Source organism: Streptomyces sp. NBC_01233 (assembly GCF_035989305.1).
GTDB lineage: Bacteria > Actinomycetota > Actinomycetes > Streptomycetales > Streptomycetaceae > Streptomyces.
The window spans coordinates 6,423,592-6,446,872 of record NZ_CP108514.1 but is presented as its reverse complement, the minus strand read 5'-3'; the positions used below and the strand labels follow the sequence as shown (position 1 = coordinate 6,446,872).

Here is a 23,281-nt window from a genome sequence, read left to right as displayed (position 1 = left end):
TGAGCGGGCCACGCCCGGGGAGGCGGCGGCGGAGTGCAGATGGGGGCGACAGTTGCGGGATCTTCCTTCCTTCACGCTGGCCGGGTACGACAAGGGCCGCGGGCTGCTGACGCAGGCACTCTGGTTCGCCGTGATGAACACGCTGTTCATGAGCTGGTTCTGTCCGGCGCGGCTGCGGGTGGCGCTGCTGCGGGCCTTCGGCGCGAAGATCGGCGAGGGCGTGCTGATCCGGCACCGGGTGCGGGTGCTGTGGCCGTGGAAGCTCACCGTCGGGGACCACACCTGGATAGGCGAGGGCGCCTGGCTGCTGAACCTGGAGCCGGTGACGATCGGTTCGCACGTGTGCGTCTCGCAGGAGGCCATGCTGTGCACCGGCTCGCACGACCACCGGGCCGCCGACTTCCGCTACCGCAACGCGCCCGTCACCGTCGAGGACGGCGCGTGGGTGGCGGTGCGGGCGACCGTGCTGGCCGGGGTCACGGTGGGCCGCTGCGCGGTCGCCGGTGCGGGCTCGGTCGTGCACAAGGACCTGCCGGAGCTGACCCTGCAGACCCAGGACGGGCAGCGCCGCCCGGTGGAGGAGCCCAAGTGAGCACCCCGCTGAGCGTGCTGCACGCCGTCACCCTGCACTCCCCCTCGCACGCCTTCGGCGGGCCGGTCCGGGTCGCGCTGAACCTGGCGAAGGGGCTGCGCTCCCGGGGCCACGAGGCGCGGCTGCTCGCCCTGGGCGAGGGCTTCAACGAGTGGCCCACCTCGGTGGAGGGCGTACCGGCGAAGCTGTTCCCGGCCCGCCGCCTGCTCCCCCTCGGCTTCAGCGGTATGACCTCGCCGGCGCTGCTGGCCTCGGCCGGGCGCCTCGTGCGCGACGCGGACCTCGTCCACGTCCACCTGGCCCGGGACCTGGTGACCCTGCCGGTGGCCCTGGCTGCGCTGCGGGCGGGCAAGCCCCTGGTGCTGCAGACCCACGGGATGGTGGACCCGAGCGAGAAGCTGCTCGCCAAGGTGCTGGACGCGGTGGCGGTACGCCGGCTGCTGCGCGGCGCGGACGCGCTGCTGTACCTGACCCCGCACGAGCGGGAGGGCCTGGACGCAGTGGTGGGCGCGCCGCTGGCCCACGCGGTCCGCCTGGTCAACGGAACCCCGGCGCAGGAGGAGCGCCCGCAGCCGGTCGGCCCGCCGCGGATCCTGTACTCGGCGCGCCTGCAGGCCCGCAAGCGGCCGGTGGACTTCGTGGACGCGGCCCCGGCGGTCCTGGCGGCGCACCCGGACGCGCACTTCGTGGTCGCGGGCCCGGACGAGGGCGAGTTGGGGGCCGTACGCGCCCGGATCGGGGCGCTGGGCCTGACGGACCGGTTCACGGTCCCGGGGGCGCTGTCCAGCGCGGAGGTCCTGGCGGAGCTGCGCCGGGCCCACGTGTACGTGCTGCCCTCGGTGGACGAGCCGTTCCCGATGTCGGTGCTGGAGGCGCTCTCGGTGGGCGTCCCCTCGGTGGTCACGCACTCCAACGGCCTGGCCCGCGACGTCGCCGGGGCCGGTGCGGGGCACGCGGTGGATCCGGGCCCGGCGGGCGTCGCCGCGGCCGTCCTGGCCCTGCTGGACCCGGCGGCCAACCGCGAAGCCTCGCTGTCGGCCCGCAAACTGGCCGCGGACTCCTTCTCCATGGACGCGGTCCTGGACACCCTGCTCCCGGTGTACGAGGGCGCGCTGCGCGCGTGAGGCCCTGCCGCGGCGTCAGATGACGTCGCAGCGGTGTTCCTCCACCACGGGTATCGCGCCCGCGGTCCGGCGCCGCTTGTAGATGCTGGTGTACACGGCGAGGCCGATCCCGCCCACCGCCATCATGATCAGACCGACCAGGTCGAGGTTGACGCTCTCCATCTCCCAGTCGCTGGCGAAGGTGAGGATGGCACCCACCACGATCAGAACGATGCATCCACCGATGCCCATGAGCCTGCCTTCCGCCGTCGTGGCTGTGACCGCGCGGCTACCCGGGTCCGGAGCACGAAAACGCCCCCGGGGGCCGGGAGTCCGGTCCTCGGGGGCGTTCTTGCCTCTGCGGGCGTTCGCGGTGCTACGCGGGGATCCAGGCGTAGCAGCCGGAGGAGTTGAACTCCGCCGTGCCCGCCGGGATGGTCGCCGTGATCTTGTCGCCGGCCTTGAGCGGGGCCTCGGGGCCCGAGGCGAGGACGGAACCGTCCTTGCCCTTGGCGTCCCAGGTGCAGTTCACGGCCTGGGTCAGCGCCCGGTAGCTGCCCGCCGCGGGCGACTTCCTGGGGCCTTCGGCGAAGCCCTTCTCCGCCGCGGCGAGGACCGGCTTCTGGTCCGGGCACAGGTAGGTGATCGCGTCCTTGGCACCCGGGATCTCCCCGGTGATGACGGCCCCGGTCGCGGCGTCCTTGTCGCGCTTCGCGGTGCGCGCCACCCGCTGGCAGGCCTCCTGGCCCGTCTGCAGGACGGCCGCCGGGTCCATCTTCTCGGGGACCCGCCCGCTCAGGTACTTCTTCTCCTGCTCCGTGAAGCTGCCCGTCTTCGGGGTGAGCTTCGCGTCGGGGAGGACCGGGCCCGTCGGCTTCGCGTCGGCCGCGGGATCCGCCGCGGCCGGGGTGGCCGGGGTGTCCGCGGGATCGGGGGCCGCCGACGAGGCCGGAGGCTTCGCCTTCACCCCGGAGTCGTCCCCGCCCGAACTGCAGGCGGTCAGGGTCAGGGCGGCGGTCAGCAGGACAGCGGCCGCCGCGGAGCGTCGGTACATCGGATGGCTCCCGTACTACTTACAGGGGTGGGACAGGCGAGCGGGGCCCGGCCACGTAGAGCCGGGCCCCGCACGCCGTCAGGCGGTTGCTTCGGTGGTCGCTACTTCGCGCCGAAGGTCAGAACCAGCTGCGGAGTGCCCTCCGCCGCCGTGGACTCCGAGGACCAGATCCACAGCGGGTCGGTGCCCGTGCTCGTCAGGCCCAGGCTGTAGCTGCCGCCCAGCACCGCGGAGAGCGCGGTGGTGTCCAGCTCGACGCTGTGCACCGCCGAGCCGTCCGGCACGCCCGCGATGCTGCCGAGCGGGGTGGTGCCGAGGGTGGGCTTGGTGTTGAAGGTGGTGCCCGCGCCGCTCCAGGTGCCGGTGACCGGGACCACGGAGACGGTGTCGGCGGTGCCGGCGCCCGCCTGCGTGGAGGTCTTGATCTGCAGCGAGGCGGACTTCAGGACCTGGCCGGCCGGGGCGGCCGGCAGGTCGAAGCGCAGGTACGTCTCGTACGCCGAGGTGCCGCGCACCGCGAGCGAGGTGGACGTGCCGTAGGCCGTGCTCGGGGCACCCTGGTTGATGTAGGTGTCCTCGGTCGCCTTGACCGCGGAGACCGAGTCGGTGGGAGCCTTGGCCAGGTCGAAGTGGTTCTTGACCTGGGCCTGGGTGAGCGCCGTCGGGTAGACGGCCGTCTCGTCGAGCTGACCGGCGAAGAAGTTGCTCGTCGGGCGGGTCGGCCAACCGGAGAGGTTGTCACCGCCGGCGTGCCAGTAGCCCGCGTAGGTGGCGTTGCTGGTGGCGTTCAGCGAGCCCTTGCTCTGGCCGTCGACGTACAGCGTGATGCCGCCGGGGCCCTGGGTGCCGACCACGTGGTGCCACTTGTTGTCGTTGTACGTCTCGAACAGACCCGTGGAGACGGTGCGGGCCGAGCCGTTGTAGACACCGAAGACGAGGCGTCCGGTGTTGGTCATGTAGATGTGCCGGTCGAACGAGCCGCTGTTGCGCGTGGTGTTGTTGCCGAAGCCGATCAGCTTGCCGCCGCGCGTGGTGTTCGTCTTGAACCAGGTCTCGACGGTGAACGTGTTGCCGACCGTCTGACGGCGGTCGCCGTGCACCTGCTGGCTGGTTCCGTTGAAGCCCATCGCCGTGCTGGCGCCGGAGACCGCGCCGGGCGTCTGGCGCAGGGCCGGGGCGTTGAGCTGGACACCGCTGGTGTTGCCACCGTTGGAGGAGTCGGCCACGTACGGGCTGACGGTGTCGTCGTAGCGCCAGTACAGGTTGGCGCCGTCCGCGCGGACCTGGTTCGGGTACGACTGGACCGAGGTCGGGATCGTCACCGGGGCGACGGCCGACAGGGCGCTGGTGTTGCCGGCGTCGTCGGTCGCGGTCACCCGGTAGGTGTACGTCTGGCCGGCCTTGACCGTGGCGTCGGTCCAGGAGGCCTGCGGGCGCTCCCACTCCAGCGAGCTGGCGGTGACCGTCGCGGCCGGGGTGGCCGAGCCGTTGCGGTAGATGCGGTACGTCAGCTTGCTGTCGTCCGCGTCGTAGCTGGTGCGCCAGCGGATCTGGGCCTCGCCGGGCTTGACGCTCGCGGCGCTGGCCACCGGGGTGGTCGGGGCGCCGACGTCGCCGGTGGAGGCGAAGCGGGTCAGGCCCTGCTGCGCCTTGCCGTTGATGAGGGTGAACTCACCGCCGACCCACATGTACTTGACGTCGTTCTTGTCGGCCACGGCCATGACGCGCGGGCCGATGCCCTCGCCGAGGCCGTCGTTGGCGGTGGGGTGCCAGCCGAGCTTGCCGGGGCCGCGCACGAATCCGTCCACGGGCGCGGGGGCGGCGCCTTCGTGGTTGGTCGGCTGGGCCAGCAGGAAGTGCCGCTTGCCGTCGGGGAACTCCAGCTCGCTGGAGCAGTTGTGCGCGTGCGAGGAGCTGTAGAGCACTCCCTCGTAGGGCAGGACGAACTGGGTGGCGCCGAGGCAGCGGTCGCGCCACTTCTCGCTGAAGTCGCTGAGGCGCAGGCCGATGCGGCCGTCGAAGACGCCGCCGCCGGAGCCCTCGTTGCCCGTGTAGAAGCCCGCGTCGTCGGTGGAGATGTCCTTGACGACCGAGTTCGACGGGATGTTGCTGTACGTCTTGGTGACCGCGCCCGTGGTGGCGTTGACCACGGCCAGGGCGTGGCTGTCGGAGCCGTTGACGGTGAAGAAGTCGCCGCCCAGCAGCACGTTCTTGCCGTCGGGGGTGACCTCGACCGCGCGGCCCGGCTCGTCGACGTTGGCGACGAAGGGCTTGAGCGCACCGGTGCCGGCGTCCACGGCGGCGAACCGCTCGCGGGTCTGGCCGTCGACGGCGTTGAAGTCGCCGGCCGCGTACAGGGTGTCGTCGGTGACGGCGAGCCCGCGCACGGTGGCGGGGAAGCCCGGGTGGAACGATGCCTTGGGGGTGCAGCTCGCGATGTCGATCGCCGCGAGGCTGGAGACCGGGGTGCCGTTGACGGCGCCGAAGTAGCCGCCCGCGTACAGGGTCTTCTTGTCCTTGGAGACGACCAGGGTGCGCACGGTCGCCGTGCCGTCGCCGACGGTGAAGGCGAGCTTGCAGGCGGTGGGCTGGCCCGTCGCGGCGTCGAGCGCGACGAAGTTCACGGCCTCCTGCTCGGCTCCCGCGGCGCCCTCGGGCGGACGGACCGCCGAGAAGGTACCGCCGGCGAAGACCGTGCCGTTCGCCTGGGCCATCGCAAAGACGATGCCGTCGGGCTGCCAGGTGGGCAGTTCGTCGGCGGTGAATGCCACCGGCGGCGTGATGGCGGACGCCTGAGGCATCAACACCAGGCCTATGCCGGTGCCGGCACCGGCCAGTGACAGGACGAGGGCAGCAGTCAGCCCTCTGGATCTACGCATGAGCCCCCCAGGGCAATCGCCCGGTTTGATGGCTGGAACTATCCGAACAGCCATATGTACGGGCGAAGACTAGGGCTCACGCGAGGGCCTGGTCACCCCTCTTGACCCATTGCATACCAACTTGGAATCAACGGTTCAGCATTGAGGGTGCGCAACGGACATATGGCAGGTTTACCCCGACCACACCTGCAGAGAAGTGCACGAATGACCGGGACACGGCAAATCGTAGGGGAAATATAAGGCCTCAGCGGTCGATACGGACCGTCACGCCCGCCAGCTGGTCCTCGACTTGACGAATGTCGGCGTCGACCATGATCTGCGCCAGCTCCGCCACCAGGACCGATGGCTTCCAGCCAAGCAGGTCATGGGCCTTCGAGGCGTCGCCGATGAGGGCGTCGACCTCGCTGGGACGCTCGTACTTGGCGTCGTAGCGCACGTGCTCGTTCCAGTCGAGACCGGCGTGCGAGAAGGACGACTCGACGAACTCGCGGACGGTCGCGGCCACGCCGGTGGCGACGACGTAGTCGGTGGGCTCGTCCTGCTGCAGCATCCGCCACATGGCGTCCACGTACTCGGGGGCGTAGCCCCAGTCGCGCACCGCGTCGAGGTTGCCGAGGTAGAGGTGGTCCTGGAGACCGGCCTTGATGCGGGCGACCGCGCGGGTGATCTTGCGGGTCACGAAGGTCTCGCCGCGGCGCGGGGACTCGTGGTTGAAGAGGATCCCGTTGACGGCGAACATGTCGTACGCCTCGCGGTAGTTCACCGTGGTCCAGTACGCGAAGACCTTCGCGGCGCCGTACGGGCTGCGCGGGTGGAACGGGGTCCCCTCGTTCTGCGGGGGCGGGGTGGCCCCGAACATCTCCGAGGACGAGGCCTGGTAGATGCGGGTGTCGACGCCGCTGGCCCGGATGGCCTCCAGCAGCCGCAGCGCGCCGAGGCCGGTCACGTCGCCCGTGTAGAGCGGGGCGTCGAAGGAGACGCGGACGTGGGACTGGGCGCCGAGGTTGTAGACCTCGTCGGGGCGTATGTCACGGAGCAGGTTCACCAGCGCGACGCCGTCGGAGAGGTCGGCGTGGTGCAGGACGAAGGACCGGTTGGCCGTCTGCGGGTCCTGGTAAATGTGGTCGACCCGCTCCGTGTTGAAGCTGGAGGACCGCCGCACGAGCCCGTGCACCGTGTAGCCCTTGGAGAGCAGGAGCTCGGCGAGGTACGAGCCGTCCTGCCCGGTGACGCCGGTGATCAGTGCGGTCTTGCCCATACGGTCCCCCTGGGGATGGTTTCGGTCAGTTGTGATGAGCGGGGCGCCCCCACCCGTTCAAGGTCCCGGCAGGCAGACGGCCCGGCGCACCGGCCGGAACCGGGGACTGGATGCGTACCGTACACGCCCGGTCCAGCCGCCTTTGCGGCGGATTCCTCCACACCCCTCACACACCGCCCGCACACCCCGACCGCCAGGGCCCGTGCGGGAGCGCGGCGGTGGTCCGGGCCCGCGGGCCCGGACCACCGCCACCCCCGCGGGAGCGGACTGGCATCATCGGCGGTATGACAAGTTCGCTGCCGCTCCTGCCCCCGAACGCCCGCGTCTTCGTCGCGGGCCACCGCGGCCTCGTGGGGTCCGCGGTCGCCCGGCGGCTGACCGCCGACGGCCACGAGGTGCTCGCCCGGGGCCGCGCCGACCTCGACCTGCGCGACGCCGCCGCAACGGGTGCGTACCTGAAGGACGTCCGACCGGACGCCGTCGTGCTGGCCGCCGCCAAGGTCGGCGGGATCATGGCCAACAGCACCTACCCGGTGCAGTTCCTGGAGGAGAACCTCCAGATCCAGCTCAGCGTGATCGGCGGCGCGCACGCCGCCGGCGTGGGCCGGCTGCTGTTCCTCGGTTCGTCCTGCATCTACCCGAAGCTGGCCCCGCAGCCCATCCGCGAGGACGCCCTGCTGACCGGCCCGCTGGAGCCGACCAACGAGGCCTACGCCCTCGCGAAGATCGCCGGCATCGTCCAGGTCCAGTCGTACCGCAAGCAGTACGGGGCCTCGTACATCTCGGCCATGCCCACGAACCTCTACGGCCCGGGCGACAACTTCGACCTGGAGACCTCGCACGTCCTGCCCGCCCTCATCCGGCGGTTCCACGAGGCCGCCGCCGAGGGCCGCGAGGAGGTCACCCTGTGGGGCTCGGGGACCCCGCGGCGGGAGTTCCTGCACGTGGACGACCTGGCCGCCGCCTGCGCCGTGCTGCTCGGCAGCTACGACGGCGACGAGCCGGTCAACATCGGCTGCGGCGAGGACCTGACCATCAGGGAACTGGCCGAGACGGTCGCCGAGGTGACCGGCTTCCAGGGCCGGCTCGCCTGGGACACGTCCAAGCCGGACGGGACCCCGCGCAAGCTCCTGGACGTCGGCCGCCTGACCTCGCTCGGCTGGAAGCCCGCCGTCCCGCTGCGGGACGGGATCGCCGCCACGTACAAGTGGTGGCGCGAGCAGAGCTGATCGCACAGGCGGCCTCGACACCCCGGAGCCTCAGTACGCTCCGCGTCCGTCGACGACGGCGCGGAGCGTACGGCCCATCACGTCGACATCGCTGGTGAAGGACCAGTTGTCGACGTACTGCAGGTCAAGCTGGATCGTTTCGTCCCACGACAGGTCGGACCTGCCGCTGATCTGCCACAACCCGGTCATCCCGGGCCGCACGGTGAGCCGCCGCAGTTCGACCTCGTCGTACTGGGCCACCTCCTCCGGCAGCGGCGGGCGCGGACCGACCAGCGACATGGTGCCGGTCAGCACGTTGACCAGCTGCGGCAGTTCGTCCAGCGAGGTGCGGCGCAGCAGCCTGCCCACCCGGGTCACCCGGGGGTCACGGCGCATCTTGAACATCAGGCCGTCGTTCTCGTTCGCCCCGGACAGCTCGTCCTTGCGGGCGTCGGCGTCCGTCACCATCGTGCGGAACTTCCACATGACGAACGGGACCCCGTCGCGGCCGATGCGCTGCTGCCGGTAGAAGGCCGGACCGCGCGAGCCGAAGCGGATGGCCAGTACGATCCCGAGGAAGACCGGCGCGAGCAGCAGCAGTCCGGCCGCGGCTCCCACCCGGTCCAGGGCCGACTTGAGCAGGGTCTGCACGCCGCGGCCGACCGGGGGCGCGACCCGCAGCACGGCCAGCCCGCCCGCGGACAGGGTCTCCAGCCGCTTGACGGAGACCTCCACCAGCCCGGCGAAGACCGCCAGTTCCAGCCCGGCGTCGTGCAGGGCCCAGGCGACGCGGCGCAGCCGCTCCCCCGTGATCCGTACGCCGGGGGCCACCAGCACCAGGTCGGCGTGGTGGCTGCGGACGGCGCCGAGCACGGCCGCGGCGTCGCCGGCCGGGGCCTCGGGCTTCGCTTCGTCGAGCCGGGCCGCCACGGGCACCCCGCTGGAAAGGGCTCCGGAGCCGACCGGGACCACGCCCACGACCACGTACGGGTGGTCGGTGCGGGCGGCGAGGTGCGCGATGACGTCCTCGGCCGCGTCGGGCTCGCCGACGACGAGGACCCGGCTCACGGCCTGGGCCTCGCGGCGGGCGGCCGAAAGGTGACGATAGGTCAGTTTGTGGCAGGCGACGGTGATGAGCAGGGCCGGCAGCAGGGCTCCGAGAGCGGACAGCCGGGGCGTGTCCTCCTCGGTCACCACGCGGGCCACGGCGAGCACGCCGATGAGAATCAGCCAGTCGTGCACGACGGGCAGCACTCCGCGCGACTCCCCGAGCGCGCGGGCCGCGTACCGCCGGCGCAGCGCCTGGACCCCGGTCCACGCCACGGCGGCGGCAAGGGCGCAGTAGAGGGGCCGGACCTGCTGTGCGGCATCGAAGACGAGCCCTACGGGGAGGGCGGCGCCGAAGAAGTCGGCGGCGACGGCGGCCGGGCGGTACCAACGGGCCTTGTCCCCGAGGCGCCGGGCGGACCCGACGGAATCATGGGCCGCCCCGGCCACTCTTTGCGCAGGAAAATGGACATGCCTCATGGGCCCCCCTGGCACGTGGTCTATGACAGTGGCGGGTGTCCATGGCTTCCCCTGGCAACGGACATCTGCCGCACCGGGAAACAGTACGACAAACACCCGTACGGTAAATGCCGTTTGGGTCAACGCAGCCTCTTGGTGCGCAAGTGTTAGCAACCGGTATTGGCCGTTCCGTATACCCAACGCCTCCTTGTGCACACGAAGGTGAATGGTCCGAATACCGGATACGTATCTTCGGACAACGAACCGTTTCCGGCCAACCTTTTGACGCGGCCCTGACATCTAGACCGACAAGTGGCAATCTTCGACCGTTCATCGCACCAGCCCTGTTCTGCCCGGAGGCCCACCCAGCCATCCGGAACCCCCCTTGCAGAAGGAGTCTGCGTTGAGGTCCACCCCCCAGAGGCGTGCCACCGCGGCCGGCGCGCTCGTTGCCGCGGCAGCCCTGCTCGCCGTAGGTATACAGACCGGCACCGCCACCGCCGACGCCACCGCGTCCCAGGCACCCAAGGCCGCCCAGCCCAATCCGGGCGCGGCCAACCGCGTACTCAGCGCTTCGGAGCGTGCGACGCTCCTCGCCGAGGCCAACTCGACCACCGCGCAGGCCGCCAAGGCGCTCGGCCTCGGCAGTGGCGAGAAGCTCGTCGTCCGCGATGTCGTCCAGGATGCGGACGGCACCACGCACACGACGTACGAGCGCACCTACGACGGCCTCCCCGTGCTCGGCGGTGACCTCACCGTTCACGCCAAGGGCGGTGTCACCAAGAGCGTGACCAAGGCGACCCATCACGAGATCAAGGTCGCCGACACCAACGCCACGGTCACCCCGTCGGCCGCGGAGGGCCAGGCGGTCTCCGCCGCCAACGCCGAGGGCTCGAAGGATGCCAAGACCTCCAAGAACGCCCGCAAGGTGATCTGGGCGGCCGAGGGCGCTCCGGTGCTCGCGTTCGAGACCGTCGTCGGCGGCCTCCAGCACGACGGCACCCCGAACGAGCTGCACGTGGTGACCAACGCCAAGACCGGCGCCAAGATCACCGAGTGGCAGGCCATCGAGACCGGCACCGGCAACACCATGTACAGCGGCCAGGTGACCCTCGGGACCACCCAGTCGGGCAGCACCTGGAACCTGACCGACGCCGCGCGCGGCAGCCACAAGACGTACAATCTCAACCGCGGCACCGGCTCCGGTACCGGCACCCTGTTCTCCGGCCCGGACGACATCTGGGGCAACAACCAGCCGTCCAACCTGGAGACCGCCGGCGCGGACGCCCACTACGGTGCGGCCGTCACGTGGGACTACTTCAAGAACGTGCACGGCCGCAACGGCCTGCGCAACGACGGCGTGGCCCCGTACAGCCGGGTCCACTACGGCAACGCCTACGTCAACGCGTTCTGGAGCGACTCCTGCTTCTGCATGACGTACGGAGACGGCGAGGGCAACAACAAGCCCCTCACCTCCACCGACGTGGCGGCGCACGAGATGACCCACGGTCTGACCTCGGTCACCGGCAACATGACCTACAGCGGTGAGCCCGGCGGTCTGAACGAGGCCACCTCGGACATCATGGCCGCGGCCGTCGAGTTCTACGCCAACAACCCGCAGGACGTCGGCGACTACCTGGTCGGCGAGAAGATCGACATCAACGGCGACGGCAGCCCGCTGCGCTACATGGACAAGCCGAGCAAGGACGGCGCGTCCAAGGACGCCTGGTACTCGGGCCTCGGTGGCATCGACGTCCACTACTCCTCGGGCCCGGCCAACCACTGGTACTACCTGGCCTCCGAGGGCTCCGGCGCCAAGGTCGTCAACGGCGTGAGCTACGACTCGCCGACCTCCGACGGCCTCCCGGTCACCGCGATCGGCCGCGACGCCGCCTCGAAGATCTGGTTCCGCGCGCTGACCACCGGTCTGTTCAAGTCGAACACCAACTACGCGGCGGCCCGTACGGCCACCCTGCAGGCGGCGGCCGACCTCTACGGCGCCGGTTCGACCACCTACAACAACGCGGCGAACGCCTGGGCGGCCATCAACGTCGGCGCGCGCATCGTGAGCGGCGTCTCGGTCACCCCGATCGCGAACCAGAACACCCAGATCAACACCGCTGTCAGCCTGCAGGTCCAGGCCACCAGCACCAACCCGGGTGCACTGAGCTACGCGGCGACCGGCCTGCCGGCCGGCCTGTCGATCAACTCCTCCACCGGCCTGATCTCGGGCACGGCCACCACCGCGGGCACGTCCAACGTGACCGTCACGGTGACCGACTCGCAGAGCAGGACCGGAACGGCGTCCTTCACCTGGACGGTCGGCACCGGCCAGCAGAACGTCTTCGAGAACACGAACGACTACCAGATCGCGGACAACGCCACGGTCGAGTCCCCGCTCTCGGTGACCCGCACGGGCAACGCCCCGAGCACGCTGAAGGTGGACGTGAACATCGTCCACACCTACGTCGGTGACCTGGTGGTCGACCTCGTCGCCCCCGACGGCAGCGTGTACAACCTGCGCAACCGCAGCGGCGGCAGCGCGGACAACATCGTCCAGTCCTTCACCGTGAACGCCTCCTCCGAGGTCGCCAACGGCACCTGGAAGCTCCGCGTCAGGGACGCTGCCAGCCTGGACACCGGCTACATCAACAGCTGGAAGCTCACCTTCTGACCCCACCGGGGCAGCGTGAGCCAGAGCTGAACAGATAGACACGGGGCCGCCCGGGAGAAGACCTCCCCGGGCGGCCCTGTCCCATGTGCCGTCCCATCGGCCCTGCCTTCGCCCCGTGCGGGGAGCTGCGCGGCCGGGCGCACGCCGGCGCCCTGACGGTCCGCCAAGGTGGCGGAGCGGCCGGGGCCGGTCTACGAGCCAGAAGTGGTCGCGGCCCGGCGTCGGGTGCGCGACCTGGGCTTCCTGCGCACGCCGGTACGCAGCCCCCGCGATCTGCTCCACCGGTACGCGGCCGAGCCGGTGGGGAGTTACGTCCGCAAGGGCGGGGACGTGGCCGACGCGGTGGGCCGGCAAGGACCTGTCCTTCCTGCGGAAGCGGCCTGACGCGGATGGGGCCTGACGCGGAAGCGGCCCGGCCGCCGCGTGGGGCGCCGGACCAGTTCCGGGTCAGGGAGCCACCGGATCAGCCGATGGCGCGGAAGACGAGGTCTTCCTCCTCTTCCTCCTCGTCGCGGGCCTGGTCGTCACGGGCCTGGTCGTCACGCGCTTCGTCGTCACGGGCCTGGTCACCACGACCCTGGTCGTCACGAGCCTGGTCGTCACGCGCTTCGTCGTCACGCGCTTCGTCGTCGCGGCCCTGGTCACCGCGGCCCTGGTCGTCACGAGCCTGGTCGTCACGAGCCTGGTCGTCACGAGCCTGGTCGTCGCTGCCCTGGTCACCGCCGTTGTTCCAGTCGCCGCGGCCGTCGTCCTCCCCGTTCACCGGCGTGAAGTAGGCCGAGACGACTCTCACCTGGTTCAGCTGCCCGTCCGGCCTCAGCGTCGCCACCTCCTCGCCGGAGCAACTGCGGTTGGCGAAGAGATGCGCCCGCGACCTCGTGTTGTTCTGGACCGCGACCGCGGGCCTGTCCCCCGAGGCGCGCGTCAGCACGTAGCAGGTGTTGTTGTCCACGGGCCGGATCTGGCCGTTCTCCTCGACGTCGTTGTCGTTGACGAAGCGGTAGTTCAGCGTGCCGAGCACGCGGTCGCCGTGGTCGTCGGCCAGCGACGGGCCGGCGGTGGGCAGGACGAGCGCGAGAGCGCCGACGAGCACGGCGGCGGTGGTGCGAAGACGCATGGGGGGAATTCCGTTCCTCGGGTCCGCGGATGCCGGGTTCGGTGGCATCCGCGGGCAGCGTAGGAGCGGAGCGGGTCGCCGAAACGATTCAGCATGCCCAGTACGTTCGAAGGTTCACCCGTGAGGTCCCAGCCCCAGGACCTCACCTCCGGGCGGGGGGCGCCGCCGCGTCGGCAGGCACCGCGGACTTCGTGCGGGCCCGCGGGATGCGGGCGGCGGCGTCCGGGGTCCCGCCGCGGAGCAGCAGGAAGACCGCCAGAGCGCCGGTCAGACCCATCGCCGCCGAGGCCAGGAACGTCTCGCGCAGACCGCTGGCGAAGGCCGCCTCCACCAGTCCGGCCAGCGTCTCGCGGGCCGCGCCCGCCGGGGCCTCGGCAAGTATCTGCCCGGCGCCGCCGGAGGCCAGCGGCTCCGCCAGTCCCCGCCCGCCCTCACCGAGCCCGGAGCGCAGCCCCGCGTGGAAGACGGCGCCGAGCACGGCGATGCCGAGGGCGGTGCCCAGCTGGCGCGCGGTGTTCAGGGCGCCGCCCGCCATGCCCGCCCGGGCCGGGGCCACGGCCCCCATCGCCGTGGCGGCGAGCGCCGGGGTGGCGGCGCCCACCCCCACGCCGGTCACGAGCAGCCCCGGCACCAGCGCGCTCCAGCCGTCCCCGGCGTCCAGCATCCAGGCCTGGAGCAGCGCGCCCACGCCGATCAGCAGCAGCCCGCCGCCGATGGTCAGCCGGGGCGGAACCCCGTGCAGCAGCCGCCCGGCCACCGCGGCGACGACGAAGCCGGCCGCGCTCAGCGGCAGCAGTACCAGCCCCCCGCCGACCGGGCTCATCCCCTCGGCGGACTGCAGCCAGAGGGAGACGTACATGAGGGAGGAGAACGCGGCGCCCGAGAGCAGCAGTCCGGCGGCCATGACGGCGACGAAGGTGGGGCTGCGGAACAGCGAGAGGTCCAGCATCGGGTGGGTGCTGCGCAGTTCGACGAGGACGAAGGCGCCGAAGGCGGCCACGCCGAGGCCGAGCAGGCCGAGGGTGGCGGGCGAGCTCCATCCGTTCTCGCCCACCCGGATCACGGCGTAGGTGAGGGCCGCGGCACCCGTGGTGAAGGTGGCCATGCCGGGCAGGTCGAGGCGCCCGGCGCTCGGGCCGCGGGACTCGGCCACCGCCTTGAGGGTGACGTACACGGCCAGCGCGCAGACGGGCAGGTTGATGAAGAAGATCCAGCGCCAGCCGAACTGCTCGGTGAGCAGCCCGCCGATGATCGGTCCGGCCGCGGCGGCGGCGCCGTTGACCGCGCCCCAGACGCCGAAGGCCACCCCGCGGTCACGGCCCTGGTAGGCCGCGCTGAGCAGGGCCATGGTGGTGGCGAACATGGCGGCTCCGCCGATGCCCTGGACTGCGCGGAAGGCGATCAGCCCGGCCGGGCCGGCGGCCAGCCCGCAGGCGAGCGAGGCGGCGGCGAAGAGCCCGAGTCCGCCGAGGTAGACGCGGCGGCGGCCGATCCGGTCGGCCAGTGAGCCCGCTCCCAGCAGCAGGGCGGCCAGCGCGAGGGCGTAGACGTCCATGACCCATTGGAGACCGGAGAAGCCGCCGAAGGAAGGGTCGGAAGCCATGTCGGCGGCCATGTCGGGCAGGGCGACGGTCACGATCGTGACGTCGACCAGGAGCATGAAAGCCCCGAGGCAGACGGCCGTCAGTGGCAGCCATTTGCGCATGGGAGTTCTCCTCGGGTGACGGAGGGGTGAAGGCGCGGGCGGATCCCCGGTGACCCCAAGGTCCCACCGCCCCGCTCCCGCACCCCATCCAGCAGCCCGCTTCTGCCGGATTTCCGTCCTGGGAGCCCCTGACATGATGGAAACCATGAGCGACACGGAGCTGGACGCACTCGACCGGTCCCTGGTCCAGGCCCTCGTGATCGACGGCCGGGCCCCCTTCAGCCGGCTCGCCGAGGTGCTGGAGGTCTCCGACCAGACCGTGGTACGCCGCTACCGGCGGCTGCGGACCACCGGCCTGATCCGGGTGGTCGGGCTGCCGGTGGGCAGCCGCGTCGGGCTGTTCGAGTCCTGGCTGCGGGTGCAGTGCGCCCCGGACGCCGCGCTCCCGGTGGCCGGGGCGCTCGCCCGCCGCCCTGACATCGCGTGGGTGACCCTGAACTCGGGCGGCACGGAGGTCCACTGCATGACCCGGGCCCGTACCCGCAAGGACCGGGACACCCTGCTGCTGGAGAAGCTGCCGCGCACCCGCCGGGTGACCGGCATCAGTGCCCACACCATCCTGCGGAAGTTCTTCGGCGGGCCCGACGCGTGGGCGGGCGTGGACGTGCTGCGCCCCGACCAGATCGCGGCCCTGGAGCGGCCGCCCGCGCCGCCCGCGCCGCCCGCGCCGGAGCGGTACGCCCTGGACGACACGGAGTTCGCGCTGCTCACGGTGCTGGGCCGGGACGGCCGCGCCGGGTATCCGGAACTGGCCCGGGCCACCGGTCTGTCGGAGTCGACCGCCCGCCGCAGGCTGGAGCGGCTGCGCGAGCTCGGGGCCCTCTTCTTCGACGTGGAGTTCGTCCCCACGCTCTTCGGCTACGAGGCGGAGGCGACGGTGGTGCTGACCGTCCCGCCCGCCCGCCTCGCGCAGGTGGGGGCCGCGCTGGCGAGCCACCGCGAGGTTCCGTTCGCGGCGGCCGTGACCGGGGCGGCCTCCCTGATGGCGGTGGTCGTGTGCCGGGACACCGACGCGCTCTACACGTACCTGACCGAGCGGATCGGCGCGGTGGACGGGGTGGGGCAGGTGGAGGTGATCCCGGCCCTGCGCAGCGTCAAGCGGGCCGGGATGCTCGTGGAGGGCGAGCGGCTGGTGGATCCGCCGCCCGCCCCCTGAACCGGTACCGCGGCGGGTCCTACCGCAGGAGTACGCCGCCTCCCGCGTCCGTGTCCACCGGGGACGCGACCAGGCCCAGTTCGGCCGGGGTCGCCAGCAGCGGGTGCGCCGGCAGGATCCGTACCGTGTAGCCGAAGGGCCCCGTACGGTCGAGTGCGAGCGGGCCCTCGTACACCCAGCGCCCTTCCAGGTCGGGCCCCGCGGCCGGCTTGAGCGGGAAGGTCCGCCCGTCCCGGATCACGTCCTGCGCGTCCACGCGGCCTGCGAAGGCCTGCACCTCCACGTCCTCGGGCGCGAGGGCGTCCAGCGACACCTGAACCCGGAGGGTGAGGGTGGCGCCGAGCTCGGCGGTGCCGTTCACGGGAGCCGCGGCCAGCGCCTCCACGTGCTCGACGGAGACCCGTGGCCAGGCCGCCCGGACCCGTCCCTTCCACCAGGCGAGGTCGCGCGCGGCCCCGGCGTCCAGGGTCCGGTGGGCGAGTGCGGCCGGCGTGTACAGCCGTTCCACGTACTCGCGCACCATCCGGCCCGCGAGCAGCTTCGGCCCCAGCGAGACGAGCGTGCGCCGGACCATCTCGATCCACCGCACCGGGAGCCCGGTGCGCCCGGCCCGGTCGTAGAACCGGGGTGCGACCCGGCCCTCGATCAGCTCGTAGAGGGCGCTCGCCTCCAGGTGGTCGCGCCGGTCCTCGTCCGCGCCGAGTCCGTCGGCGGTCGGGATCGCCCAGCCGAAGTCCGGCTCGAACCACTCGTCCCACCAGCCGTCCAGCACGGACAGGTTGAGGCAGCCGTTCAGCGCGGCCTTCATCCCGCTCGTCCCGCACGCCTCCAGCGGCCGCAGCGGATTGTTCAGCCAGACGTCGCAGCCCGGGTAGAGCTTCTGCGCCATGGCCATGCCGTAGTCGGGCAGGAAGACGATCCGGTGCCGCACCCTCGGGTCGTCCGCGAACCGCACCAGTTCCTGCACCAGCCGCTTCCCGCCGTCGTCGGCCGGATGCGCCTTGCCCGCGACCACGATCTGCACCGGCCGGTCCGGGTCCAGCAGCAGCCTGCGCAGCCGGTCCGGGTCGCGCAGCATCAGCGTCAGCCGCTTGTACGAGGGCACGCGCCGGGCGAAGCCGATGGTCAGCACGTCGGGGTCGAGTACGGAGTCCACCCAGCCCAGCTCGGCGGCGGCGGCCCCGCGCTGGAGCCACGAGGCCCGCAGCCGGTCCCGTACCTCCTGCACCAGCTGCTCCCGGAGCACCCGCCGCAGGTCCCACACGTCCTGGTCGGGGATCTCGGCGACCGCGTCCCAGCGGTGGGAGCCGCCGACCGACAGGGCGTCCTCGGTGCGGCCCGCGCCGATCTGGCGGACGCCGAGCCGGACCACCTCCGGGGCCACCCAGGTCGGGGCGTGCACCCCGTTGGTCACGGAGGTGATCGGCAGTTCGGCCGGGTCGAAGCCGGGCCACAGGCCGGCGAACATCTCCCGGCTGACCGCGCCGTGCAGGGTGGACACCCCGTTGGCCCGCTGGGCCAGCCGCAGTCCCATCACGGCCATGTTGAACACCCCGGGGTCACCCCCGGGATAGGTCTCGGCTCCGAGCTCCAGGATCCGCTCGACCGGTACGCCGGCCAGTTCCCCGCCGTCCCCGAAGTGCCGGGTGACCAGGGACCGCTCGAAGCGGTCGATCCCGGCCGGGACGGGGGTGTGCGTGGTGAACACGGTCCCGGCGCGCACCGCCTCGACGGCGGCGTCGAAGCCGAGCCCCTGCTCCCGCTCCAGTTCCCTTATGCGTTCGAGCCCGAGGAACCCGGCGTGGCCCTCGTTGGTGTGGAAGACCTCGGGGGCGGGGTGGCCGGTGAGCCCGCAGTACAGCCGGACGGCGCGGACACCGCCGATGCCCAGCAGCATCTCCTGGAGCAGCCGGTGGTCGCTGCCGCCGCCGTAGAGCCGGTCGGTCACCTCCCGGGCGGCGGCGTCGTTGTCCTCGACGTCGGAGTCCAGGAGCAGCAGCGGCACCCGCCCGACGCGGGCCTGCCAGATGTGCGCGTGCAGGGCCCGGGCGCCCGGCAGGGTCAGGGAGACCCGGGCGGGGGTCCCGTCCTCCTGGCGGAGCAGGCCGAGCGGGAGTTCGTTGGGATCCAGTACGGGATAGTGCTCCTGCTGCCAGCCGTCGCGGGACAGCGACTGGCGGAAATAGCCGTGCCGGTACAGCAGTCCCACCCCGATGAGCGGGACGCCGAGGTCGCTGGCGGCCTTCAGGTGGTCCCCGGCGAGGATGCCGAGGCCGCCGGAGTACTGCGGCAGGGCGGCGGTGATTCCGAACTCGGGGGAGAAATAGGCGATGGCGGCGGGCAGTTCCGCGCCGTTCTCCTGGCTCTGGTACCACCTCCCGCCGTTGACGTAGTCGTCGAGGTCTGCGGCGACGACGGCGAGGCGCCGCAGGAAGCGGCGGTCTGCGGACAGTTCCGCGAGCCGGGCGGCGGAGACGGCGCCGAGCAGCCGGACGGGATCGCCGCCGGCGGCCAGCCAGCCCTCGGGGTCGACGGATTGGAAGAGTTCGCGGGTCTCGGCATGCCACGACCAGCGCAGATTGCGCGCGAGGTCGGTGAGCGGCAGCAGGGTTTCCGGGAGGACGGGGCGCACGGTGAATCGACGGATAGCCTTCACACGTTCCACCTTCGCAGGGGATTGCGGATCGGGGCGGTCGCACCACGCTGTGCACCCGCGCATCACCCCGGGAAGGCTAGCGAGGCCCGCCTGTTCCGGCCATGGCGCCTCCGGCGGTGGCCGGTGGCCCCGCCTCCCGCCCCCTGCCGACGGCTCCGGGTCCGGCCGGGCCGCCGCGACGGCGTGCGCACGCTGTTCGCCGGGGCTCCCCGGAGCGATGGACCCCGTCTCCTGACCACTCGTTCGAGCGGTCCGTGAGGTGCCCGAGGGACCCGTGGGACGGGTGGTGTCGGCCCCTACGTCACCTAGTCCCGGCCGACTTGACGGAGCCCCGACGGATGTCGATCCGGGGCTTGGTATCGCCCGTTCCACTACGTACGAGTAGTTAACCGAGCGCGCGGATTGGGCTGGGCGAGAGTGGGAAGGGCTCCCCGGGTACACGTCGTACACGCACGAGGCACCCGCCCACAAACCCTCTCCCCGCCACCCGAGTGAACGCGGACAGGAGCGGCCATGCCCGCAGCCCAGCCGTCTTCCGAGCGGCTAGAAACAGAGCGAACAGAGCGTGCACTACCAGTCGTGACACCGACTGGCCTGTTGTCACCGAGCCCTGCGAACTGCCCCCAGGTGATCCCATCATGATCGGTCGCATTCCCGTGCTGGACGTCCGCCCCGCCGTCGACTGCGGCGCCAGACCCGCCAAGGCGGTCGTGGACGAGGTCTTCGAGATCTCGGCCACCGTGTTCCGCGAGGGACACGATGCCGTTGCGGCACACATCGTCCTGCGCGATCCGAGCGGGCGGCTGCGGCCCCCCGTACCGCTGCGCGAGCTCGCCCCCGGCACCGACCGGTGGGGGGCCCGCGTCTCCGCCGAGGCCGAGGGGAGGTGGACGTACACGGTCGAGGCGTGGAGCGACCCGGTGGCCACGTGGCGGGCCCACGCCGCGATCAAGATCCCGGCGGGCATCGACACCGGGCTGATGCTGCTGGAGGGCGCCGAGCTCTACGAGCGGGCCGGGGCCCGGATTCCCAAGCGCGACGGCCGCGAGGCCGTACTGGCCGCCGCCGAGATCATGCGCGACGAGGACCGGCCGGCCGCCGAGCGGCACTCCGCCGCCCTCGACCCCGCCGTGGACGCGGCGCTCGCCAAGCGCCCGTACCGGGAGCTCGTCACCGCCTCCAAGCCGCTGCCACTCCTCGTCGAGCGCAAGCGGGCCCTGTTCGGCTCATGGTACGAGATGTTCCCGCGCTCCGAGGGAGCGGTGCTGGAGCCCGGCGAGGCTCCGGTCAGCGGGACCTTCCGGACGGCCGCGGAGCGGCTGCCCGGGATCGCCGCGATGGGCTTCGACGTGGTCTACCTGCCGCCCATCCACCCGATCGGCAGCACCTACCGCAAAGGTCCGAACAACACGCTGTCCGCGGGGAGTTGGGATCCGGGCGTGCCCTGGGCCATCGGATCGACCGAGGGCGGGCACGACGCGGTCCACCCGGAGCTCGGCACGATCGAGGACTTCGACGCGTTCGTCGCGCGCGCCCGCGAGCTGCGCATGGAGATCGCGCTGGACTTCGCCCTCCAGTGCTCCCCCGACCACCCGTGGGTGGAGAAGCACCCGGAGTGGTTCCACCACCGCGCCGACGGGACGATCGCCTACGCCGAGAACCCGCCGAAGAAGTACCAGGACATCTATCCGATCCATTTCGACACCGACATGGCCGGCATCGTCAAGGAGACGTGCCGGATCCTGCGGTACTGGATGGAGCACGGCGTCCGCATCTTCCGGGTCGACAATCCGCACACCAAGCCGGTCGTCTTCTGGCAGAAGGTGATCGCGGACATCAACAAGTCGGACCCCGACGTGATCTTCCTGGCGGAGGCCTTCACCCGTCCGGCCATGATGCGCGCGCTCGCCGCCGTCGGCTTCCAGCAGTCGTACACGTACTTCACCTGGCGCAACACCAAGGCCGAGCTGACCGAGTACCTGACCGAGCTGTCCGGAACCGCCTCGGCCTCCGTGATGCGGCCGAACTTCTTCGTGAACACCCCGGACATCCTCCACGAGTACCTGCAGGAGGGCGGCCGCCCCGCCTTCGAGGTACGGGCCGTCCTCGCCGCCACCCTCTCCCCCACCTGGGGGGTGTACGCCGGCTACGAGCTCTGCGAGAACACCCCGGTGCGGCACGGCAGCGAGGAGTACCTGAACTCGGAGAAGTACGAGTTCAGGCCCCGCGACTGGGAGGCCGCCGACCGCGACGGCGGGACCATCGCCCCGCTGATCACCGCCCTGAACCGGCTGCGCCGCCGCAACCCCGCGCTCCAGCAGCTGCGTGACATCCACTTCCACTCGACCGACAACGAACAGGTGATCGCCTATTCGAAGCACGCCGGAGCCAACTCCGTACTGGTGGTCGTCAACCTCGATCCGCACCACACCCAGGAGGCGACGGTGTCGTTGGACATGCCGGTACTCGGCCTCGACTGGCACGGGTCCCTCGCGGTGCGCGACGAGCTCACCGGCGAGACCTATCACTGGGGCAGGGCGAACTACGTGCGCCTAGAGCCGGGCCGCACGCCCGCGCACGTACTGGCCGCTCTGCGACCGTCCCCGCCCACCGGAGGGTCACCCACCACATGATGATCAACGATCCCGTCCACGACACCTTCGAGGACACCCCCGCCAAGGACCGCGATCCCGACTGGTTCAAGCGGGCCGTCTTCTACGAGGTCCTCGTCCGCTCCTTCCACGACAGCAACGGCGACGGCGTCGGGGACCTCAAGGGGCTCACCGCCAAACTGGACTACCTCCAGTGGCTCGGCGTCGACTGCCTCTGGCTGCCGCCGTTCTTCGCCTCGCCCCTGCGCGACGGGGGCTACGACGTCTCCGACTACACCTCCGTGCTGCCGGAGTTCGGCGACCTCGCCGACTTCGTGGAGTTCGTGGACGCGGCGCACACCCGCGGCATGCGGGTGATCATCGACTTCGTCATGAACCACACCAGCGACCAGCACGAGTGGTTCCAGCAGTCGCGCAAGGACCCGGACGGCCCGTACGGCGACTACTACATGTGGGCCGACAACGACAAGCAGTACCAGGACGCCCGCATCATCTTCGTCGACACCGAGACCTCCAACTGGACGTACGACCCGGTACGCAAGCAGTACTACTGGCACCGCTTCTTCTCCCACCAGCCGGACCTCAACTACGAGAACCCGGCCGTCGTGGAGGAGATCGTCTCCGCCCTGCGCTTCTGGCTCGACCTCGGCATCGACGGCTTCCGCCTCGACGCCGTGCCCTACCTCTTCGCCGAGGAGGGCACCAACTGCGAGAACCTGCCCCGCACCCACCGGCTCCTCAAGCGGGTCCGGGCGGAGATCGACGCGCACTACCCGGACACCGTGCTGCTCGCCGAGGCCAACCAGTGGCCCGAGGACGTCGTCGACTACTTCGGCGACTTCGCGAAGGGCGGGGACGAATGCCACATGGCCTTCCACTTCCCCGTCATGCCGCGCATCTTCATGGCCGTACGAAGAGAGTCCCGCTACCCGGTCTCCGAAATCCTGGCCAAGACACCGGCGATCCCGGACCGCTGCCAGTGGGGCATCTTCCTGCGCAACCACGACGAGCTCACCCTCGAGATGGTCACGGACGAAGAGCGCGACTACATGTACGCCGAGTACGCCAAGGACCCGCGGATGCGGGCCAACATCGGCATCCGGCGCCGCCTCGCCCCGCTCCTGGACAACGACCGCAACCAGATGGAGCTGTTCACGGCCCTGCTGCTGTCCCTCCCGGGCTCGCCGGTGCTCTACTACGGCGACGAGATCGGCATGGGCGACAACATCTGGCTCGGCGACCGCGACGGCGTCCGCACCCCCATGCAGTGGACCCCGGACCGCAACGCCGGTTTCTCCTCCTGCGATCCGGGCAGGCTGAACCTGCCGGTCATCATGGACCCGGTCTACGGGTACCAGGTCACCAATGTCGAGGCGGCCATGGCGTCGCCCTCCTCACTGCTGCACTGGACCCGCAGGCTGATCGAGATCCGCAAGGCCAACCCGGCCTTCGGACTCGGCTCGTACACCGAACTGGCCTCGTCCAACCCGGCGGTGCTCGCGTTCCTTCGCGAGCTCGGGGACGACCTGGTGCTGTGCGTGCACAACTTCTCGCGCTTCGCGCAGCCCACCGAGCTGGATCTGCGGTCGTTCAACGGACGGGTCCCGGTGGAGCTCACGGGCGACGTGCGCTTCCCGCCGATCGGTGAGTGGCCGTACCTGCTGACCCTGGCGGGCCACGGCTTCTACTGGTTCCGGCTGCGGACCGAACAGCGCGGCGAACAACGCGACGGGTAACGGGGCCGGCGAAGGGGCGGGCAAC

16 protein-coding genes are annotated in these 23,281 nt (G+C 71.4%); 8 read left to right on the top strand and 8 right to left on the bottom strand.

The genetic code is table 11. The annotated features are described in order from the left end of the window. Positions 1-52 precede the first annotated feature (52 nt). Both OG332_RS30850 and OG332_RS30845 read left to right on the top strand, forming a co-directional pair. Positions 53-592: a WcaF family extracellular polysaccharide biosynthesis acetyltransferase gene (locus OG332_RS30850; RefSeq protein ID WP_327416528.1), complete on the top strand. Its 540-nt coding sequence runs from the start codon at positions 53-55 to the stop codon at positions 590-592. 8 nt (positions 593-600) lie between these two features. Further along, positions 601-1,716: a glycosyltransferase gene (locus OG332_RS30845; protein WP_327419431.1), complete on the top strand. Its 1,116-nt coding sequence runs from the start codon at positions 601-603 to the stop codon at positions 1,714-1,716. A 15-nt stretch (positions 1,717-1,731) separates the two neighbouring features. Here OG332_RS30845 and OG332_RS30840 read toward each other — a convergent pair whose 3' ends face one another. The 4 genes from OG332_RS30840 to gmd form a co-directional block, all read right to left on the bottom strand. After that, positions 1,732-1,947 (bottom strand): DUF6458 family protein, encoded by a 216-nt coding sequence (locus OG332_RS30840; protein WP_327416527.1) that lies wholly within the window; start codon positions 1,945-1,947, stop codon positions 1,732-1,734. A 124-nt stretch (positions 1,948-2,071) separates the two neighbouring features. After that, positions 2,072-2,749 (bottom strand): hypothetical protein, encoded by a 678-nt coding sequence (locus tag OG332_RS30835; RefSeq protein ID WP_327416526.1) that lies wholly within the window; start codon positions 2,747-2,749, stop codon positions 2,072-2,074. 101 nt (positions 2,750-2,850) lie between these two features. After that, a complete protein-coding gene (locus OG332_RS30830) occupies positions 2,851-5,628 on the bottom strand; it encodes a CBM96 family carbohydrate-binding protein (protein ID WP_327416525.1) in 2,778 nt (925 codons plus the stop codon). Between the two features lie 244 nt (positions 5,629-5,872). Continuing rightward, a complete protein-coding gene (gmd, locus tag OG332_RS30825; RefSeq protein ID WP_319723598.1) occupies positions 5,873-6,886 on the bottom strand; it encodes a GDP-mannose 4,6-dehydratase in 1,014 nt (337 codons plus the stop codon). Positions 6,887-7,170: 284 nt separating this feature from the next. Here gmd and OG332_RS30820 point away from each other — a divergent pair, with 284 nt between their 5' ends. Then, positions 7,171-8,115: a GDP-L-fucose synthase family protein gene (locus OG332_RS30820; protein WP_327416524.1), complete on the top strand. Its 945-nt coding sequence runs from the start codon at positions 7,171-7,173 to the stop codon at positions 8,113-8,115. A 30-nt stretch (positions 8,116-8,145) separates the two neighbouring features. On the opposite strand, the gene OG332_RS30815 is transcribed toward OG332_RS30820, so the two are convergent. Then, a complete protein-coding gene (locus OG332_RS30815; RefSeq protein ID WP_327416523.1) occupies positions 8,146-9,621 on the bottom strand; it encodes a sugar transferase in 1,476 nt (491 codons plus the stop codon). Positions 9,622-10,003: 382 nt separating this feature from the next. Here OG332_RS30815 and OG332_RS30810 point away from each other — a divergent pair, with 382 nt between their 5' ends. Next, entirely contained in the window at positions 10,004-12,274 is a 2,271-nt protein-coding gene (locus tag OG332_RS30810) for a M4 family metallopeptidase (RefSeq protein ID WP_327416522.1), read from the top strand. A 168-nt stretch (positions 12,275-12,442) separates the two neighbouring features. Then, complete coding sequence (locus tag OG332_RS30805) at positions 12,443-12,658, top strand: hypothetical protein (RefSeq protein WP_327416521.1); 216 nt, start codon at positions 12,443-12,445, stop codon at positions 12,656-12,658. A gap of 79 nt (positions 12,659-12,737) precedes the next feature. Here the strand turns inward: OG332_RS30805 and OG332_RS30800 are convergent, their stop codons facing one another. Then, positions 12,738-13,391 carry a hypothetical protein gene (locus tag OG332_RS30800; RefSeq protein WP_327416520.1) on the bottom strand — a complete coding sequence of 218 codons (654 nt, stop codon included), beginning with the start codon at positions 13,389-13,391 and terminating at the stop codon, positions 12,738-12,740. 142 nt (positions 13,392-13,533) lie between these two features. Continuing rightward, positions 13,534-15,096 (bottom strand): MFS transporter, encoded by a 1,563-nt coding sequence (locus OG332_RS30795; RefSeq protein WP_327416519.1) that lies wholly within the window; start codon positions 15,094-15,096, stop codon positions 13,534-13,536. 145 nt (positions 15,097-15,241) lie between these two features. Between OG332_RS30795 and OG332_RS30790 the strand changes: the two genes are divergently transcribed. Further along, positions 15,242-16,252 carry an Lrp/AsnC family transcriptional regulator gene (locus OG332_RS30790; protein WP_442816233.1) on the top strand — a complete coding sequence of 337 codons (1,011 nt, stop codon included), beginning with the start codon at positions 15,242-15,244 and terminating at the stop codon, positions 16,250-16,252. 19 nt (positions 16,253-16,271) lie between these two features. On the opposite strand, the gene glgP is transcribed toward OG332_RS30790, so the two are convergent. Then, entirely contained in the window at positions 16,272-18,908 is a 2,637-nt protein-coding gene (gene glgP / locus OG332_RS30785; protein WP_327419429.1) for an alpha-glucan family phosphorylase, read from the bottom strand. A 638-nt stretch (positions 18,909-19,546) separates the two neighbouring features. Between glgP and OG332_RS30780 the strand changes: the two genes are divergently transcribed. Beyond that, complete coding sequence (locus OG332_RS30780) at positions 19,547-21,541, top strand: alpha-1,4-glucan--maltose-1-phosphate maltosyltransferase (RefSeq protein WP_327416518.1); 1,995 nt, start codon at positions 19,547-19,549, stop codon at positions 21,539-21,541. Then, a complete protein-coding gene (gene treS / locus OG332_RS30775; RefSeq protein WP_327416517.1) occupies positions 21,538-23,256 on the top strand; it encodes a maltose alpha-D-glucosyltransferase in 1,719 nt (572 codons plus the stop codon). Before OG332_RS30780 ends, treS begins: the two co-directional genes overlap by 4 nt. Positions 23,257-23,281 lie beyond the last annotated feature (25 nt).

Excerpts from the sequence above, each read along its gene's own strand:
- OG332_RS30835 (WP_327416526.1), bottom strand. The coding sequence starts at position 2,749 with ATGTACCGACGCTCCGCGGCGGCCGCTGTCCTGCTGACCGCCGCCCTG.
- OG332_RS30790 (WP_442816233.1), top strand. The coding sequence starts at position 15,242 with ATGAGCGACACGGAGCTGGACGCACTCGACCGGTCCCTGGTCCAGGCC.
- OG332_RS30800 (WP_327416520.1), bottom strand. The coding sequence starts at position 13,391 with ATGCGTCTTCGCACCACCGCCGCCGTGCTCGTCGGCGCTCTCGCGCTC.
- OG332_RS30795 (WP_327416519.1), bottom strand. The coding sequence starts at position 15,096 with ATGCGCAAATGGCTGCCACTGACGGCCGTCTGCCTCGGGGCTTTCATG.
- OG332_RS30815 (WP_327416523.1), bottom strand. The coding sequence starts at position 9,621 with ATGAGGCATGTCCATTTTCCTGCGCAAAGAGTGGCCGGGGCGGCCCAT.
- OG332_RS30820 (WP_327416524.1), top strand. The coding sequence starts at position 7,171 with ATGACAAGTTCGCTGCCGCTCCTGCCCCCGAACGCCCGCGTCTTCGTC.
- OG332_RS30780 (WP_327416518.1), top strand. The coding sequence starts at position 19,547 with ATGATCGGTCGCATTCCCGTGCTGGACGTCCGCCCCGCCGTCGACTGC.
- treS (WP_327416517.1), top strand. The coding sequence starts at position 21,538 with ATGATGATCAACGATCCCGTCCACGACACCTTCGAGGACACCCCCGCC.
- gmd (WP_319723598.1), bottom strand. The coding sequence starts at position 6,886 with ATGGGCAAGACCGCACTGATCACCGGCGTCACCGGGCAGGACGGCTCG.
- OG332_RS30830 (WP_327416525.1), bottom strand. The coding sequence starts at position 5,628 with ATGCGTAGATCCAGAGGGCTGACTGCTGCCCTCGTCCTGTCACTGGCC.
- OG332_RS30840 (WP_327416527.1), bottom strand. The coding sequence starts at position 1,947 with ATGGGCATCGGTGGATGCATCGTTCTGATCGTGGTGGGTGCCATCCTC.